13 protein-coding genes are annotated in these 16,845 nt (G+C 62.6%); 9 read left to right on the top strand and 4 right to left on the bottom strand.

The window, feature by feature from the left end:
• Positions 1-42: 42 nt before the first annotated feature.
• Both KW849_RS17660 and KW849_RS17655 read right to left on the bottom strand, forming a co-directional pair.
• On the bottom strand, positions 43-1,140 hold the full coding sequence (locus KW849_RS17660; RefSeq protein ID WP_218430584.1) for an SCO family protein: 1,098 nt from the start codon (positions 1,138-1,140) through the stop codon (positions 43-45).
• A gap of 386 nt (positions 1,141-1,526) precedes the next feature.
• Positions 1,527-2,972 carry a HAMP domain-containing sensor histidine kinase gene (locus KW849_RS17655; RefSeq protein ID WP_218430583.1) on the bottom strand — a complete coding sequence of 482 codons (1,446 nt, stop codon included), beginning with the start codon at positions 2,970-2,972 and terminating at the stop codon, positions 1,527-1,529.
• A 280-nt stretch (positions 2,973-3,252) separates the two neighbouring features.
• Between KW849_RS17655 and KW849_RS17650 the strand changes: the two genes are divergently transcribed.
• Positions 3,253-4,599: a hypothetical protein gene (locus KW849_RS17650; protein ID WP_218430582.1), complete on the top strand. Its 1,347-nt coding sequence runs from the start codon at positions 3,253-3,255 to the stop codon at positions 4,597-4,599.
• A gap of 35 nt (positions 4,600-4,634) precedes the next feature.
• The gene (locus KW849_RS17645; RefSeq protein WP_218430581.1) at positions 4,635-6,884 is read left to right on the top strand and encodes an Ig-like domain-containing protein; all 2,250 of its coding nucleotides are present in this window, start codon (positions 4,635-4,637) and stop codon (positions 6,882-6,884) included.
• A 595-nt stretch (positions 6,885-7,479) separates the two neighbouring features.
• Here KW849_RS17645 and KW849_RS17640 read toward each other — a convergent pair.
• Positions 7,480-8,913 (bottom strand): FAD/NAD(P)-binding protein, encoded by a 1,434-nt coding sequence (locus KW849_RS17640; protein ID WP_218430580.1) that lies wholly within the window; start codon positions 8,911-8,913, stop codon positions 7,480-7,482.
• 14 nt (positions 8,914-8,927) lie between these two features.
• Positions 8,928-9,491, bottom strand: a complete 564-nt coding sequence (locus KW849_RS17635; protein ID WP_218430579.1) for an XRE family transcriptional regulator — start codon at positions 9,489-9,491, stop codon at positions 8,928-8,930.
• Between KW849_RS17635 and KW849_RS17630 the strand changes: the two genes are divergently transcribed.
• The 7 genes from KW849_RS17630 to KW849_RS17600 all read left to right on the top strand — a co-directional run bounded on the left by KW849_RS17630 (position 9,486) and on the right by KW849_RS17600 (position 16,793).
• Positions 9,486-10,511 (top strand): DMT family transporter, encoded by a 1,026-nt coding sequence (locus KW849_RS17630; RefSeq protein ID WP_218430578.1) that lies wholly within the window; start codon positions 9,486-9,488, stop codon positions 10,509-10,511. The two genes, KW849_RS17635 and KW849_RS17630, sit on opposite strands and share 6 nt — an antisense overlap.
• 218 nt (positions 10,512-10,729) lie before the next feature.
• Positions 10,730-13,648 (top strand): monovalent cation/H+ antiporter subunit A, encoded by a 2,919-nt coding sequence (locus tag KW849_RS17625; RefSeq protein ID WP_218430577.1) that lies wholly within the window; start codon positions 10,730-10,732, stop codon positions 13,646-13,648.
• The gene (locus KW849_RS17620) at positions 13,648-13,992 is read left to right on the top strand and encodes a Na+/H+ antiporter subunit C (protein ID WP_218430576.1); all 345 of its coding nucleotides are present in this window, start codon (positions 13,648-13,650) and stop codon (positions 13,990-13,992) included. The genes KW849_RS17625 and KW849_RS17620 overlap by 1 nt, the downstream gene beginning before the upstream one ends.
• Positions 13,989-15,674, top strand: coding sequence for a monovalent cation/H+ antiporter subunit D (locus tag KW849_RS17615; protein WP_218430575.1), 1,686 nt, complete (start codon positions 13,989-13,991; stop codon positions 15,672-15,674). Before KW849_RS17620 ends, KW849_RS17615 begins: the two co-directional genes overlap by 4 nt.
• Positions 15,671-16,159, top strand: a complete 489-nt coding sequence (locus tag KW849_RS17610) for a Na+/H+ antiporter subunit E (RefSeq protein WP_108217961.1) — start codon at positions 15,671-15,673, stop codon at positions 16,157-16,159. The genes KW849_RS17615 and KW849_RS17610 overlap by 4 nt, the downstream gene beginning before the upstream one ends.
• Positions 16,156-16,434 (top strand): K+/H+ antiporter subunit F, encoded by a 279-nt coding sequence (locus KW849_RS17605; protein WP_108217960.1) that lies wholly within the window; start codon positions 16,156-16,158, stop codon positions 16,432-16,434. Before KW849_RS17610 ends, KW849_RS17605 begins: the two co-directional genes overlap by 4 nt.
• Positions 16,431-16,793 carry a Na+/H+ antiporter subunit G gene (locus tag KW849_RS17600; protein ID WP_218430574.1) on the top strand — a complete coding sequence of 121 codons (363 nt, stop codon included), beginning with the start codon at positions 16,431-16,433 and terminating at the stop codon, positions 16,791-16,793. Before KW849_RS17605 ends, KW849_RS17600 begins: the two co-directional genes overlap by 4 nt.
• The last annotated feature ends 52 nt before the right edge of the window (positions 16,794-16,845 follow it).

The following is a 16,845-nucleotide window of genomic DNA, read 5'->3' as shown; positions in this document are numbered from 1 at the left end:
ACATTGATAGCAATTGGCTGGCCCGCGTAACTATATTCAACGCTATTGCACCTGGGTCATGTCGGGTTGCGCGACCGAATGATGATGCTCAGGTTCCTCATTACCACTGACCTCTGGCGGATGCTGACGGTCGGTTTCTTCTTGCAGGAAATCGATGATGGAGTGGACGGAATGCTCATCCAGCCGCAAGTTGGGCATCGGGATCTTGTTGTAGCGATCGAACAGCTCCATCGCGATCGGGTCCTTTTCCGCGAGCATGCGATCCGGTTCGCGGATCCAGCGAATGAGCCAGGCCGGATCGCGCTGTCGGGTCACGCCGATCAGGTCCGGGCCGATGCTGTGCATGCCGATGCCCTGCCCGTCCAGCGGACCGAGGCTGTGGCAAGACGCGCAGCGGGTGCGAAACAGCTCTTCGCCATTGCTCGGCGGGCGGATTTCCGGTGCGTTGACGTAGCTTTCTTCCACACTGGGCTGTTTCCAGTTATGCAGGGTATTGGCCAGTTGATCGGCCAGAATCCACGGATTTTCGAACGGCGAGGATTTCATCCAGCGGCCCGTTGCCTGGTTGCCAATGATCAGGCTCAGGTTGTGGTCCTTGTTGCGCCCGTTATCGACGCCTTCGATGAACAGCCCCAGCTTCTTGCGCAGGTCGGTGATATCGGCGAACTCCCCGGTGAGGAATTTCCAGCCTGGCCCGACCTGGAAGCGTTGTGCATAGGCTTTGAGCACCTCGGGGGTATCACTCAAGGGGTCGATGCTGATGGAATAGAAAAAGATGTCCTTGCCGACCCGATCCCCCAGCAGTTTCTGCACCTGGCGCAGGCGCGCGGTTTCCAGGGGGCAGGAGTCGCTGCACGAGGTGAAGATGAAGTTGATCACCACCACCTTGCCTTTGATCATGTCATCGAAAAAACGCAGCTGTTGACCGTCCTGGTCGGTCAGCAGGGTGTTGGGGAAATAGTTGCCACCCCACGGGGTATTGTCTTCAACGACAGCGGGTTCGGGAGTGGATGCAGGAGTGGGCGTCGACGTTGGCTGGCTGGCGACCAGCAGCTGGCTGGCCAGCAAACCGGTCACCACCATCAGCACCAGGTGCATGCCCAAGGCTCGTGAGCGTGGTGAACGCATTTTCATGTTCATGTCGACACCCTCCCGGTTCATTGCTTGACGGTCACTTCAGGGCCGAAGCCGTCGCCAGTGAGGAAGGTTGGTGGGGGGATTGAAACTGGCCTGCACGGCAAGACGGCAGGGTGTTTTCCATCCACGTGATGTTGCGTGAGCCTTTGGCTCCATCAGGCAAATCGAAAGAATCTTCGTTGCACTGCGCTTTTTTTCCATCACCAGCCGCCTCGATGTCGTGAAGGGGGGTGATGGTGGTTTTGCAAGGACCTCGCCAATTATGTGATTTTTTTATACAAAAGCATTAACACTAGAAAAAACAATTACTTATCAAAACTCATGTGCCATGACCGTGAAAATGACCGGGGATTGAATCCCCACTAACGGGGGACGGCTCATCCCCATTTTCAGGAGGCCAATTTAAACGTCAGACGGACAGTGGTGCCCTCGCCTTCACGGCTGTCCAGGGTCACCGCACCGCCGAAACGCTCCATGATCCGCTTGACCAGCACCAGCCCGACGCCCAGCCCGCCCTGCTTGGTGGTAAAGAACGGCCGGAAGGCCAATCTGCGCTGCTCCTCGCTCATGCCTTTGCCGGTATCGCTCACCTTCACGCTGACGCGCTGGGTATCGCGCGGTTCGATCTGGATGGTCAGCGTACCGCCGCCGTCCATGGCATCCACCGCGTTGGACAGCAGGCTGTTGAGGATCTGGGTCAGTTGCACCTCCTGACTCAGGACCATGGGCGTCTGGTCCGGCTCGAACACCACGTTGATCCTGGCCTTGCTGATCTGCTGTTCGTAAGCCATCAGGCTGTCATGCAGGGCCGCCACCAGGTTCACCGGTTCAGCCTCGTCAGTGAGCGGTCGCAGAGACTGGAGCAACTCCCGTACCCATTTCGACATGCGATCGACCTGACAAATGATGTCGTTGATGTTCCCGTGTGCCGGACCGCTGTCGACCTCTATCGCCAGCTCGGCGCTTGAACGGATGTTCGCCAACGGATTGCGCAGACTGTGGGCGACCGCCGAGGACACCTCCCCCAGCGCCACAAAGGTTTCGTTGGTGATCAATTGCTTCTGCTGCGTCGCCAGCAGGATCGCCGCCCGCCGCACAATCCAGTACAGCCCCATATAAATCAGACCGCCGCCCAAGGCGGTCGCCAGCCAGATCAGCACCAGGCCGCGCTGCATGCGATTGATCAGGTCCTGCGGTTCCTTGTAAATCTCGACCATCGCCGTGACCTTGCGACCATCGGCGTCGAACAAGGGAACGTAGTTTTCGATGAAGATGAATTTGGGTGGTTCCAGGAACTTCTGTTCCATGCGGGATTTGTCCACATCGTGGTAACTGCTCGACACAGGAAGCCTGGAGCTGAACGCCCGGTCGAGGTCTTCATCGCCATAAATCGTGATACCCATCAAGGCCGGGTTGGTCGACCAGATCACCCTGCGGTCGGGGGCATAGATGCTGGCCAGGATCACGTCCGGTAAATGTTCGACATGGTCAATGAAATCATCACGGAAATCGGCACGTGACAGCGGGTCGACGTCAGGAAAGTCCTTGTCATTTCGTGGGTCGAGCAACTCACCCATGCTCGGGGAGTTGGGAATCGACACATGGCGCAACTCGGTCAAGGCAATCGACTGAATGAATTGCGAGGTCAATAGCGCATCGCGCTGCACGCTTTCGGTAATCACGAACCGCGAGGTCACCGCCCCCAGCGCCACCGCCACCATGCCGATCACCACCATGCTGACCAGCGAAAACCAGCGCAGCAGATCGAACGGCCGCTTGCGCGTGTTCCAACGGGCTTCGCTTTCGGTCACAAGCACTTTGGTCATCGAGTTCATGGACACGGTTCCCGGAAACCCCCTATAGGTTTATAGCCCACTCATGGCCGTTTGCCCGAACCTGGGGACTGCGATACCCCCCCGCCCCACTGTCCCATCCACCCCCAAAGTTGGGGACAGCTGCCCGCTCCCGAACTTCCCGGTCTATCACCCGTGACGGCGCCAACACCTTTACTGCGGGCGTCTCACGGGCGTTTTCGCTGATTGGTATGGAAGTTGCCAAACTCCCTGCCAACTGACCCGTCCCCAAGGGGCAGGTACTTCGATAGAGGGAATACTCATGCACCCTTTACTGTGCAAAACCGCGACCGCCCTGGTCGTGACCGCTCTAGGCCAAGGTATTGCCCAGGCAGCGCTGTTTGCCGTAGACCCCGGCCCCTACCTGCCAGCCAACGGCAATTTCGCCGCCTGGTATCAGGACACCCACGGCCGAACCCTTGACCTGTGTTTATCCAAGGCTGTCAGTTCCAGGGTTGCCAGCACGCCGGACGCCCCGACTTACATGTGCTCGTTGATCCCTAATCCCGGCATTTTCGACGACACCCAACCGCTGGTCTTCCCGACCAATTTCCCCGACGAAGCGTTCTGGGCCACCGGCGAAACCACCATCGTCGATGCCGCCCGAGGCATTGACCTGACCTATGTCTCGGCGCTTGAAGCCGCCTTCAGTGGCGGTGATCCGCTGGAGGGCGACCAGATCAGCTTCGCCCGTATCCGTATTCGCATCGACGTACCCGTCGCCGGCACCTATGTCATCACCCACCCCTACGGCGTCGAAGTGTTCAACGTCGACACCCCAGGCAGACGGGCGATCAACATGACCCGGGACATCGGCATCGGTGCGCCGAAAACCTATGACGGCGCGCTCAAGGGCGACGTCGGGCCGTTCCTGCGCAGCGTCAACGGCCCCTACACCGAGACCAACCCGACCACTGGCCAGGCCGAACAATTCGTCGGCGATCCGAACCTCACCGAAGCCGTCACCGGCAGTCCGTTCAACACTAACTACGTGCGCATTGAAGGCCCCAATGGCCTGGACTTGCGCACCACCCTCTTCGCCGTATCCGGCAAGTTGTCGACGGTGGTCCGGCCAACCCCGGTGATCGCCGAGCGCAGCACCTACTCGCGACAGGCCGGCGCCAGCGCCCCGGTGGCCCAGCAAGATGTGTTCGTGATGGCCCCGCCGCCACCGGCCACCGTGACCCTGGCCAGCAACAACCCGGTCCTGAACTTCACCGAAGCGAACACCACCGGCCACTGGTATGCGCAGTCGCCGAACAATCCGACGCTGCCAGGCACCTTGCAGGTGACCGCCGACAACCACCTGGCCATCGCCAGCAGCGCGCCGACCACCTTGCCCATGCCGCTGACCGACCTGGTGACGATCTCACGTGCCGAATACAGCCTGAGCACCGGGCAAATCACCATCGTGGCCTCGACCAGCGATGAAACATCGCCACCGGTGCTCACCGCCACCTCCGGCACCGGTATCGCCATCGGCGCCCTGAGTGGCGACGGCGCCGTGAAAAGCCTGGCCACCGGCATCTCGCCGATACCGCCGGCCCAGATTCGCGTGACGTCATCCAATGGCGGCAGCGATACCGAAGAAGTGGTCATCGTGCAATGAACGCTCACATGCCCAGATCCTCATCAGGAGGAATCATGAATAAATGGCCACGCCTGGCGCTCAACACCCTGGGACTGACTCTATCGCTGTCCTGCAGTGCCTTCGCGCAACTCGCCGCCGTCGATCCCGGCCCTTATACCTTTGCCACCGGGAAATTCCCGATCTGGTATCAGGACAACAATCTACTGTCGATGGAGCTGTGCCAGTCCCGCGCCACCAGCTCGCGGGTGCCAGCCAGTGTGCCACCGGCCTACATGTGCACCCTGCTGCCGACACCCGGTATTTTCGACGACACCCTGCCGATGGTGTTCCCGGATAACTGGCCGGACGAAGCCTTCTGGTTCCTCGCCGAAACCAGCATCCCCGACAACGCCGCGGGCTATGGCATGGACGCCTATGTCGCCGGGATCGAGGCGGCATTTGCCGGCGGCAACCCGGTCGACGGCGACCAGATCAGCTTCGCGCGAATCCGTATGCGGGTGAACATTCCTACTGCCGGGACCTACACCATTACCCACCCCTATGGTGTGGAAACGGTCAATGTCACCACCCCCGGCCGTCGTGCGATCAACATCACCAGGGACGTCGGTATCGGCGCACCGGGGGTTTTCACGGGTGCAGTCAATGGTGCGATCGGACCGTTCCTGCGCAGCGTCAACGGCCCCTACACCGAGGTGAACCCGGACACCGGTGCCGTCGAAACCTTCGTCGGCGACCCGAACCTCACCGAAGCCGTGACCGGCAGCCCCAACAACACCAACTTCGTGCGCATCCAGGGTCCGGCCGGGACCCTTCAGACCAACCTCTTCACCCTGTCCGGCAAGGTGCTCGACAACCGCGCGCAAACCGCGGTGGACATGACCCGTGCCACCTACCGCCGTACAGCCGGCACGGGCGGTAACAACACCCGGGTCGAAGTGTTTGCCCAAGCCGCCAACGGTTCGACCCTGTGCTTTCGCGAAAGCATCGCCCTGGTGCCCGGTCCGCCTGTGTCGCCTTGCCTGACCAACATGCCGGGCGATAACAACGGCGTGTTCTTTGGCCAGCATCTGCTGACCAACGGCACCGTGCCTGCGGTCGTGGTGGTCACCGCCACCAACCCCGCCGGGACCACCCGCCCGACTGCAGTATCGGGCAAGCTCTCGGACGTGGTGAAAATCCAGACCGTTCGTTACGACTGGAGCAACCACAGCCTGCTGATCGAGGCCACCTCCACCGACGAAGTGGTAGTACCGGACATGGTCGCCCAGGGTTACGGACGGCTGTCGAAAACCGGCATCCTGCAACGCCTGACGGTGGCTGACCTGAGCCAGCCCCCTGCAACCGTTACGGTCAAGTCCGCCGCCGGCGGCAGTGATACCGAGCCGGTCGTAGTCGTCGGCACGGCACCGGACACCGGCGCGAACCAGGCTCCGATCTCTGTCGCCGATACTGCCAGCACCAGCTTCGGTGTGCCGATCACCCTCAATCTGCTGGTTAACGACAGGGACCCGGACGGCAATACGCCGCTGAGCATTACCACGCTGACCCAACCGGCCGCCGGCCAGGGCACCGCGGCCTTGAGCGGCACTACGTCGGTGATCTACACCCCTCCCGCTGTCGTCAACGCGCCGCTGACCACGACCTTCACCTACAAGGCCCAGGACGCCAAAGGCCTGGCCTCGACGACAGCGGCAATCGTGACCATTACCGTGGCGCCTAACCAACCTCCGGTGGCCGTCGCCGATGCCGTCACGACACAGGGTGTGGCGATTCCAATCAGCGTGCTGGCCAACGACACCGATCCGGAAGGCAACGTGCCGCTAGCGGTCGACAGCTTCACTCAACCCGCAGCAGATCGCGGCACCGTCAGCAGTAACGGCACAGTGCTCACCTACACCCCGCCGGCCATCGTGACCACGGCCTTCACCACGACCTTCACCTACATCGCCCGGGACAGCTTCGGCGCCCTGTCGACGTCGCCGGCCACGGTCACGGTGCAGGTTTCGCCACGGCCTGTTGCGGAAACCTTCGCAGTGACCACCGCAACGGTGAGCGCCCGCGCCAATAACCGCTTCACCTGGAACTTTGCCGGCACATCATCGGTGACCACCGGCAACACCATCACCATCAAGGTCACCACGCCGACCGGACTGGTCACTCTGGGCACCACCACCGTACCGGGGAACGGTCGCTGGCGGTTGACGGTGAACAACACCACCACGGTCGTTCCGTCGGCGAACCCGACCGCCACGATCACCTCGTCTCAAGGCTCCGTGCGAACGGTGCCGGTGATCGCCAACTGAGCCCGCGCCCATTAGCCACGTTGGTTGATGGGGCCGGCTTCAACCCTATGGAAAACCGCGGCCTCGGGTGGGGCGGCGCGTTTTTTTGCCGGGTGCATTCCCCGTAGGAGCTGGTAGGAGCTGTCGAGTGCAACGAGGCTGCGATCTTTTGGCTGTATTACTGACAAACAAGGTCAAAAGATCGCAGCCTTCGGCAGCTCCTACGCAGTGATACATCCGCAAAATCAGGCCGGCTGGCCGGCCTGGTTCGTCATGCGTACGCATTGCCCCGTAGGAGCTGTCGAGTGCAACGAGGCTGCGATCTTTTGGCGTTATTACTGACCAACCAGATCAAAAGATCGCCGCCTTCGGCAGCGCCTACGCAGTGATATATTCGCGAAACCAGGTCGACTGGCCGGCCGCTATCGCGAGCAGGTCGGATCGCCGCACCGCGGCTCCCACACAAGAGCAAAGGCAGAGCGGCGTACACCCACGCTTCTCACCACTCATCAGGCCGAGCGTTAGCTCGCCTGGCACTCTTGATCTTGATCCACCTGCCCCCGTTACTGCAGCAACGGATATGCACTCAGACCCACAACCTGATCGACGAGTCCCGTCAATGGCACACTGGCAAGAGGCGCTGGCTGACCACCAGCCGCTCAGCCAACGCTTTGGCCTGGCTCGCCACATCGGTGACGGCAGTACTTTCCCACCATATTCCGCGCAACGGCGGGCCCATGGCAAACAGGCGGCGGGCGGGCTGACCCGCGGCGTTCAGGACCGCGCCATCGACCTCTGCCGCGATGCCCAAGGCCAAAGGCCCCGGCCGCACCAGACCGCGGGCGAGCAATTGCCGGGGCAACGGTCGCGCGACCCGGCGCCAGTCGTATTCGATACCGCTGGAGTTGATCAGGGCGGCACCGCTGACCACAAAGGCCTGCGCCTCGCCGCGCCGTCGAAGGCGAATACTCACCTCGCCATTGGGCGAAGGCTCAAGCCCCTGGAACGAGGCCGCGTGAATACGTAACCGCCCTTCTTTATATAAGCGCTCCACCCGTTCGGCGCTCAAGGGTGGCGAGCGATGGTGATGGCTTTCCCACCACGGCCGCACATGCCGCACGAACTGCCGACGCTGCACGTCCGTCGCCTGATGCCACAAGCGGCCGATATGTGCCCGCACCGTGTCCAGTGGCGCTTGCCAGTCGATGCCCTGGGCGATGGCGTCCCGGCAGTGTCGACGCAGTTCGCGCATCAGCTGGCGAGGTGTACGGATGCACAGGTCCTCAGCGAGAAAATCCACCCAGGCCGGTGGCTGGCGACGCACATGGGGCAACAGGCCATGTCGGGAAAACACTTCGATCGGCCCGCGATGCCCGGCCTGTTCCAGGGACACCACGGCATCGACCATGGTCAGGCCCGAGCCGATGATCATGACTGTCGATTGCGGATCGAGCCGCTGCATGGCCGCCACGTCCCACGGATCGAGGGCGGCCGCATTCAAGCCGCTGGATTCGGTTTGTGGCGTGCGCGCGGCGGGAAACATCCCGGTGGCCAGCACCGCAAACGCGCCCTGCACGCATCGGCCATCGCTCAAGGTCAACCGCACGGCGTCGGCATCGGTTTGCAAATCGACCGCCTCGGCCTGCACATGCTCGACCGTCGAACCGTTCAGCGCACCCACCGCCTGTGCTTGTGCCAGGCGCTGTCGGGCGTACAGGCCGAATACGCCCCGTGGTGGAAACAGTTCGCTGATCGGCACATCCTGCTGATCCGATTCCGGCCAGCCGCCCGCCGCGATGTACCCGGTCAACCATTGAGTCAGGTCGTCGGCGTTGTCCGGGTCGACACTCATCCGCGCCGCATTGCCGTTGAGTGTATGGCCCAGTTCCACCGCACTGTAGGCTTCGCCCCGCCCCAGCTCGGCCCGGGGCTCGATCACCAGCACCCGGCGCCGGCCCGGCAAGCGCATCAACTGCGCCGCCAGCATCGCACCACTGAGGCCGCCACCGACAATCAGGATGTCGGCGTCATTGGTCAAGGTCTGGTCCATCGTGCTCTCCCTGTTCAGATCACCACATTACGCACAAACCGCGCCGCCACCGCCCCGTCGTTGCGATAACAGTGCGGCTGGTTGCTGGCGAACATGAAGAACTCACCCGCGGCGATAGGCTGTGGCTGGTCGCCGAGCATAACGGTCAGGCAACCTTCGAAGACATAAATCTGCTCGCTCCAGCCATCGGCGTCCGGCTCCGACGGATACACCTCGCCCGGTTGCAGGCACCACTCCCACTGCTCGACTTCGCGGCTGGCCTGGGCCTTGGAGAGCAACACCGCTTTGCTGCCGGGGATCGTGCCGGTCCAGGCCAGTTCATTGATACGGCTGGGATCCCGAGCGTCGGGGGCCTGGATCAAATCACTGAAGGCAACGTCGAGGGCTTCGGCCACCCGGTCGAGGGTGGTCAGGCTGACGTTCTTTTCCCCCGCCTCGATCGCCACCAACATTCGACGGCTGACACCGGACTTTTCCGCCAGCGCGCTCTGGCTCAGGCCGGCGGCATGCCGCAAACGACGGACGTTTTGACTGACGTGCTGGAGGACCGAAGCCCGTTGGGTAGAATCTTTGTGCACTATATTGCTCACTGGGTGGGGTTGGGCAGTATACTGCGCAACATTCGGCGCATTGTGCGTCTCCCTCCAGTAGCGTGCAAGGTCATGACGTCGGTGAACTCCCCAAAGGCTTCCTCCCGTTTCACACGGTTCAGCAAGGCCGAATGCGTGCTGGTGCTGATCACGATGGTCTGGGGCGGTACCTTCCTGCTGGTACAGCACGCGATGACCGTCAGCGGCCCGATGCTTTTCGTCGGCCTGCGCTTTGCCGCCGCCGCGGGCATCGTCGCCCTGTTTTCCTGGCGTCAACTGCGCGACATGACCTTGTTCGAACTCAAGGCCGGGTCGTTCATCGGCGTGGCGATCATGCTCGGCTACGGCTTGCAGACGGTCGGACTGCAAAGCATTCCCAGCAGCCAGTCGGCATTCATTACCGCGCTGTACGTCCCTTTCGTGCCGTTGCTGCAATGGCTGGTGATGGGGCGGCGACCGGGATTGATGCCCAGCATCGGCATCATGCTGGCCTTTACCGGGTTGATGCTGTTGTCCGGGCCGTCCGGTGCGGCGTTCAACTTCAGCCCCGGTGAAATCGCCACCTTGATCAGCGCCGTGGCCATTGCGGCCGAGATCATCCTGATCAGCACCTATGCCGGCCAGGTCGATGTACGCCGGGTGACGGCGGTGCAACTGGCGGTCACTTCGGTGCTGTCGTTCCTGATGGTGGTGCCGACCAACGAGGCGATTCCGGATTTCTCATGGTTGTTGCTGTGCAGCGCGCTGGGCCTTGGGGCGGCAAGCGCGGCGATTCAGGTGGCGATGAACTGGGCACAGAAAAGCGTGTCACCGACCCGCGCCACGCTGATCTATGCCGGCGAGCCGGTATGGGCCGGGATTGTCGGGCGCATCGCCGGGGAACGCCTGCCGGCGATTGCCCTGCTCGGGGCCGGGTTGATTGTAGCGGCGGTGATAGTCAGTGAGTTGAAGACCAAGGGCAAGGCTGCGGCGGTTGATGAAGTGCTGGAAAGCGAAAGCGGCAACTGAAGCATACAGATCAAAAGATCGCAGCCTGCGGCAGCTCCTACATTGAAATGCGTACCCTGTAGGAGCTGCCGCAGGCTGCGATCTTTTTTGCCTCCCGATGAAACAATGTGAATCAGGGCTTTTCCGTCTACCGTGTAGGATTCTGCGACAGCTTGGCGTTTGGTGATCGGGGAGCTGGCACGTATGATGCTTCACAAACTTCCGCAGATTAGAAGCCTATGTCCCTGATAGTTCTACTGCTTCTGCCTTTCATAGGCAGCTGTTTGGCGGCCGTGTTGCCGCACAATGCCCGTAACGCCGAATCCCTGCTGGCTGGCCTGATCGCCCTGATCGGCACCCTTCAGGTCGCGTTCCTGTACCCGCAGATCGCCCATGGCGGCGTCATTCGCGAAGAGTTTCTCTGGTTGCCCAGCCTGGGCCTGAACTTCGTCCTGCGCATGGACGGTTTCGCCTGGCTGTTCTCCATGCTGGTGCTGGGCATCGGCACCCTGGTTTCGCTGTACGCCCGCTACTACATGTCGCCGAACGATCCAGTGCCGCGTTTCTTCGCGTTTTTCCTGGCCTTCATGGGCGCCATGCTCGGGCTGGTGATCTCCGGCAACCTGATCCAGATCGTGTTTTTCTGGGAGCTGACCAGCCTCTTCTCGTTCCTGTTGATCGGTTACTGGCACCATCGCGCCGATGCCCGGCGCGGCGCCTACATGGCGCTGATGGTGACCGGCGCGGGCGGTTTGTGCCTGCTGGCGGGGACCATGCTACTTGGCCATGTGGTCGGCAGCTATGACCTGGACAAGGTCCTGGCCGCCGGCGACCTGATTCGCGCCCATGCCCTCTACCCGATTCTATTGCCCCTGATCCTGATCGGCGCACTGAGCAAAAGTGCGCAATTTCCCTTCCATTTCTGGCTGCCCCACGCCATGGCCGCGCCGACCCCCGTGTCGGCGTACCTGCACTCGGCGACCATGGTCAAGGCCGGGGTGTTTCTGCTCGCGCGGCTATGGCCATCGCTCTCGGGCAGTGAAGAATGGTTCTACATCGTCAGCGGCGCCGGCGCCTGCACCCTGTTGCTCGGGGCGTACTGCGCAATGTTCCAGAACGACCTCAAGGGCTTGCTGGCCTACTCGACCATCAGCCACCTCGGCCTGATCACCCTGCTGCTCGGCCTGAACAGCCCGCTGGCCGCCGTCGCCGCGGTGTTCCACATCCTCAACCATGCGACGTTCAAGGCCTCGTTGTTCATGGCCGCGGGCATCATCGACCACGAAAGCGGCACCCGCGACATCCGCAAACTCAGTGGCCTGTACAGGCTGATGCCGTTCACCGCCACCCTGGCCATGGTCGCCAGCGCCTCGATGGCCGGCGTACCGTTGCTCAACGGCTTCCTGTCCAAGGAAATGTTCTTCGCCGAAACCGTATTCATCAATGCCACCCGCTGGGTCGAGTTGAGCTTGCCGATCGTGGCAACCATTGCCGGTACCTTCAGCGTGGCTTACTCCCTGCGTTTCACCGTGGATGTGTTCTTCGGTCCGCCCGCGACCGACTTGCCCCACACGCCCCACGAGCCACCGCGCTGGATGCGCGCGCCGGTCGAGTTGCTGGTGTTCACTTGTTTGCTGGTGGGGATCTTCCCGGCCCAGGTGGTCGGCCCGCTCCTCGCGGCGGCGGCGCAACCGGTGGTCGGCGGCACGCTGCCCGAGTACAGCCTGGCGATCTGGCATGGCCTGAACGCGCCAATGATCATGAGCCTGATCGCATTGTCCTGCGGCACCGTGCTCTATCTGCTGCTGCGCAATCAATTCAAGCGCGGGCGCTTCGACCGTCCGCCGGTCATTGGTCGCCTGGACGGCAAGCACCTGTTCGAATACGCACTGGTCGCGATCCTGCGCCTGGCCCGGCGCCTGGAGCCGCGGATTGGCACCCGGCGCCTGCAAATGCAGTTGTTCCTGGTGGTGTTCGCCGCCGTGCTGGCCGGGTTGATCCCTATGCTGCACAGCAGCCTGCACTGGGGCGACCGGCCGAAAATACCCGGGTCGATCGTCTTCGTCACCTTGTGGTTGCTGGCCATCGCCTGCGCCCTTGGTGCGGCCTATCAAGCCAAGTATCACCGGCTCGCGGCCCTGACCATGGTCAGCGTCTGCGGCCTGATGACCTGCATCACCTTCGTCTGGTTTTCGGCGCCGGACCTGGCCCTGACCCAACTGGCGGTCGAAGTGGTGACCACGGTGCTGATCCTGCTGGGCCTGCGCTGGCTGCCACGACGGATCGAGGAGGTTTCGCCGTTGCCCGGCAGTCTGCGCCGGGCCCGGGTGCGGCGTATCCGCGACTTGCTGCTGTCGACCTCCGTCGGTGTCGGCATGGCGTTGCTGGCCTACGCCATGCTGACGCGCCAGACGCCCAACGATATTTCCTCGTTCTACCTGAGTCGCGCCTTGCCCGAAGGCGGCGGCAGCAACGTGGTCAACGTGATGCTGGTGGACTTCCGTGGTTTCGACACCCTCGGTGAAATCACCGTGCTGGTGGCGGTGGCCCTGACTGTGTTCGCCCTGCTGCGCCGCTTCCGCCCACCGAAAGAAAGCCTGCAACTGCCGGCCCAACAACGCTTGCTCGCACCGGACGTGGTCACCGACCTGGTCAACCCGCGTCACGCCAGCGACACCGCACTCGGCTTCATGATGGTGCCGGCGGTGCTGGTGCGTCTGCTGTTGCCAGTGGCGCTGGTGGTGTCGTTCTACTTGTTCATGCGTGGGCACAATCAACCGGGCGGCGGCTTTGTTGCGGGGCTGGTAATGTCGGTGGCGTTCATCCTGCAATACATGGTCGCCGGCACGCAGTGGGTCGAGGCGCAAATGAGCCTGCGGCCACTGCGCTGGATGGGCACCGGAATGATGATTGCCACGGCCACGGGCCTGGGCGCGATGCTGGTCGGCTATCCGTTCCTGACCACCCACACCTGGCATTTCTCGTTGCCGCTGCTGGGTGACATTCACCTGGCCAGCGCGCTGTTCTTCGACATCGGCGTGTACGGCGTGGTGGTCGGCTCGACCCTGTTGATCCTCACCGCCCTCGCCCACCAATCGGTGCGGGGTCACAAAACCGCTGCCCAGCCTAAATCCGTTGCCATGAAGGAGGTCGTCTGATGGAAGAAGTCATCGCAATCGCCATCGGCGTACTGGCCGCGTCCGGCGTGTGGCTGATCCTGCGTCCACGGACGTTCCAGGTGGTCATGGGCCTGTGCCTGCTGTCCTACGGCGTCAATCTGTTCATTTTCAGCATGGGCAGCCTGTTCATCGGCAAGGAACCGATCATCAAGGAGGGCATCCCTCAGGACCTGTTGCATTACACCGACCCGTTGCCGCAAGCACTGGTGCTGACGGCGATCGTCATCAGCTTCGCCATGACCGCGTTGTTCCTGGTGGTGCTGCTGGCCTCCCGGGGCCTGACCGGCACTGACCATGTGGATGGCCGGGAGCCCAGGGAATGATTGCGATGAACCACCTGATCGTCGCCCCCATTCTGCTGCCGTTGCTGACTGCCGCGATCATGCTGATGCTCGGCGAGAAGCACCGGCCGCTCAAGGCCAGGATCAATCTGTTCTCCAGCCTGCTCGGGCTGGGCATTGCCATGGCGTTGTGGCAATGGACGCAGACCACCGGCGTGCCCGGCTCCATCGGCGTGTACCTGCCGAGCAACTGGCAAGTGCCGTTCGGCCTGGTGCTGGTGGTCGATCGCCTGTCGGCGCTGATGCTGGTGCTGACCGGCATTATCGGCGTCTGTGCCCTGCTGTTTGCCATGGCCCGCTGGGACGGCGCCGGTTCGAGTTTTCACGCGCTGTTCCAGATCCAGATGATGGGCCTTTACGGCGCGTTCCTCACCGCTGACCTGTTCAACCTGTTCGTATTCTTTGAAGTGTTGTTGGCGGCGTCCTACGGGTTGATGCTCCACGGTTCGGGCCGGGCGCGGGTGTCGTCGGGGCTGCATTACATCTCGATCAACCTGCTGGCCTCGTCGCTGTTTCTGATCGGCGCGGCGCTGATCTATGGCGTCACCGGCACGTTGAACATGGCCGACCTGGCGGTAAAGATCCCGCTGGTGTCCGCAGCTGATCGCGGCTTGCTGCACGCCGGCGCGGGGATCCTGGCCGTCGCGTTTCTGGCCAAGGCCGGCATGTGGCCGCTGAACTTCTGGCTGGTGCCGGCCTATTCCTCGGCCAGTGCGCCGGTGGCGGCGATGTTCGCGATCATGACCAAGGTAGGGGTCTACACCTTGCTGCGCCTGTGGACGCTGCTGTTCTCCGCCCAGGCCGGGGCATCGGCGTTCTATGGCGGTGAGTGGCTGATTTACGGTGGCATGGCGACCATCGTCTGCGCCGCCATGGCGATCCTCGCCGCGCAACGCCTGGAGCGCATGGCCAGCCTGAGCATTCTGGTGTCGGCGGGCATTCTGTTGTCGACCATCGGTTTCGCCCAGCCGAACCTGGTCGGCGCGGCACTGTTCTACCTGTTCAGCTCGACCCTGGCGTTGAGCGCGCTGTTCCTGCTGGCCGAACTGATCGAGCGCTCGCGCTCGGCCAACGAAGTGTCGCTCGACGATGAAGCCGAACTGCTGCCCCGGCCACTGGAATCCCTGCATCCGCCCAAAGGCATCAACCTCGACGACGAGCAAAAAGCCGTGGTCGGCCAGGTGATTCCCTGGACCATGGCGTTTCTTGGCCTGAGTTTCATCGCTTGCGCCTTGCTGATCATCGGCATGCCGCCGCTCTCCGGCTTTATCGGCAAACTCGGGTTAATCGGCGCCCTGCTCAATCCGCTGGGCCTGGGCAACAGCGGCGACACACCGGTTTCCAACGCCGCGTGGGGCCTGCTGGTGTTGTTGATTGTGTCCGGGCTGGCATCGCTGATCGCGTTCTCGCGCTTGGGTATCCAGCGCTTCTGGACGCCAGCCGAACGTCCATCGCCCCTGTTGCGACGCCTGGAATGCGTGCCGATCTTCGCCCTGCTGGGCTTGAGCATTGCGCTGACCCTCAAGGCCGATCCGCTGCTGCGCTACACCCAGGCCGCCGCCGATGCCTTGTACAACCCCCAGCAATACGTGATGGCGGTGCTCGGCACGCGCGTCGTACCGAACCCGCCGGCCCATGCGACCACGCTGGAGGTGCAGCCATGAAGCGCCTGTTTCCGGCACCGCTGCTGTCGCTGGCCTTGTGGCTGCTGTGGTTGCTGCTGAACCTGTCGACCAGCCCCGGCAATCTGCTGCTGGGTGCGGTGCTGGGGTTCTGTGCGCCATTGATGATGCGCAGGCTGCGTCCGCTGCCGGTACGCATCCGTCGTCCCGGGGTGATCCTGCGCCTGGTCCTGCTGGTCGGGCGTGATGTGCTGGTGTCCAACCTCGCCGTGGCCTGGAGCGTACTCAATGCTGGTCGCCGCCCGCCCCGCTCGCGATTCATCAAGGTGCCGCTGGATTTGCGCGATGCCAATGGCCTGGCCGCGCTGTCGATGATCACCACGGTAGTGCCCGGTACGGTCTGGTCGGAGCTGGCGCTGGACCGCAGCATTCTGCTGTTGCACGTCTTCGACCTGGACGATGAGGCGCTGTTCATCCAGCACTTCAAGGCGACCTACGAACGTCCGTTGATGGAGATCTTCGAATGAGCCCCTTGCTGTCGAGCGCGATCCTGCTGAGCCTGTTCTTCTTTTCCCTGGCGATGATCCTGACCCTGATCCGCCTGTTCAAGGGGCCGTCGGCCCAGGACCGGGTCCTGGCGCTGGACTACCTGTACATCGTCGCGATGCTGATGATGCTGGCGCTGGGTATTCGCTATGCCAGTGATACCTACTTCGAGGCGGCACTGCTGATCGCCCTGTTCGGTTTCGTCGGCTCGTTCGCCCTGGCGAAATTCCTGCTGCGTGGTGAGGTGATCGAATGAATACGCCATTGTCGTTGTGGGTGGAAATCCCGGTGGCGATCCTGCTGGTGCTCGGCAGTCTGTTTGCATTGATCGGCGCCACGGGCCTGTTGTGCATGAAGGATTACTTCCAGCGCATGCACCCACCGGCCCTGGCCTCGACGCTCGGGGCCTGGTGCGTGGCGCTGGCTTCGATCATCTACTTTTCGGCGCTCAAGTCCGCGCCGGTATTGCACGCCTGGCTGATTCCGATCCTGCTGGCGATTACCGTGCCGGTGACGACCTTGCTGCTGGCCCGGGCGGCGCTGTTTCGCAAGCGCATGGCCGGGGATGATGTGCCGGCTGAAGTGAGCAGTCGGCGTACGGAGAGTGGTAGTTAGACCAAGGATTTGTATTGGCTGGACCGGCCTCTTCGCGGGCAAGCCCGCTCCT

This window comes from Pseudomonas sp. PDM26 (genome assembly GCF_019219185.1).
In the GTDB taxonomy this organism is placed as follows: domain Bacteria; phylum Pseudomonadota; class Gammaproteobacteria; order Pseudomonadales; family Pseudomonadaceae; genus Aquipseudomonas.
Note: the sequence above shows the minus strand (reverse complement) of the source record. Positions and strands in the feature narration are given on the sequence as shown.

What these genes read in the sequence shown, in the direction of transcription:
- KW849_RS17625 (WP_218430577.1), top strand. Translation starts at nt 10,730, where the DNA reads ATGTCCCTGATAGTTCTACTGCTTCTGCCTTTCATAGGCAGCTGTTTG.
- KW849_RS17650 (WP_218430582.1), top strand. Translation starts at nt 3,253, where the DNA reads ATGCACCCTTTACTGTGCAAAACCGCGACCGCCCTGGTCGTGACCGCT.
- KW849_RS17645 (WP_218430581.1), top strand. Translation starts at nt 4,635, where the DNA reads ATGAATAAATGGCCACGCCTGGCGCTCAACACCCTGGGACTGACTCTA.
- KW849_RS17640 (WP_218430580.1), bottom strand. Translation starts at nt 8,913, where the DNA reads ATGGACCAGACCTTGACCAATGACGCCGACATCCTGATTGTCGGTGGC.
- KW849_RS17620 (WP_218430576.1), top strand. Translation starts at nt 13,648, where the DNA reads ATGGAAGAAGTCATCGCAATCGCCATCGGCGTACTGGCCGCGTCCGGC.
- KW849_RS17605 (WP_108217960.1), top strand. Translation starts at nt 16,156, where the DNA reads ATGAGCCCCTTGCTGTCGAGCGCGATCCTGCTGAGCCTGTTCTTCTTT.
- KW849_RS17600 (WP_218430574.1), top strand. Translation starts at nt 16,431, where the DNA reads ATGAATACGCCATTGTCGTTGTGGGTGGAAATCCCGGTGGCGATCCTG.
- KW849_RS17660 (WP_218430584.1), bottom strand. Translation starts at nt 1,140, where the DNA reads ATGAACATGAAAATGCGTTCACCACGCTCACGAGCCTTGGGCATGCAC.
- KW849_RS17655 (WP_218430583.1), bottom strand. Translation starts at nt 2,972, where the DNA reads ATGAACTCGATGACCAAAGTGCTTGTGACCGAAAGCGAAGCCCGTTGG.
- KW849_RS17610 (WP_108217961.1), top strand. Translation starts at nt 15,671, where the DNA reads ATGAAGCGCCTGTTTCCGGCACCGCTGCTGTCGCTGGCCTTGTGGCTG.
- KW849_RS17615 (WP_218430575.1), top strand. Translation starts at nt 13,989, where the DNA reads ATGATTGCGATGAACCACCTGATCGTCGCCCCCATTCTGCTGCCGTTG.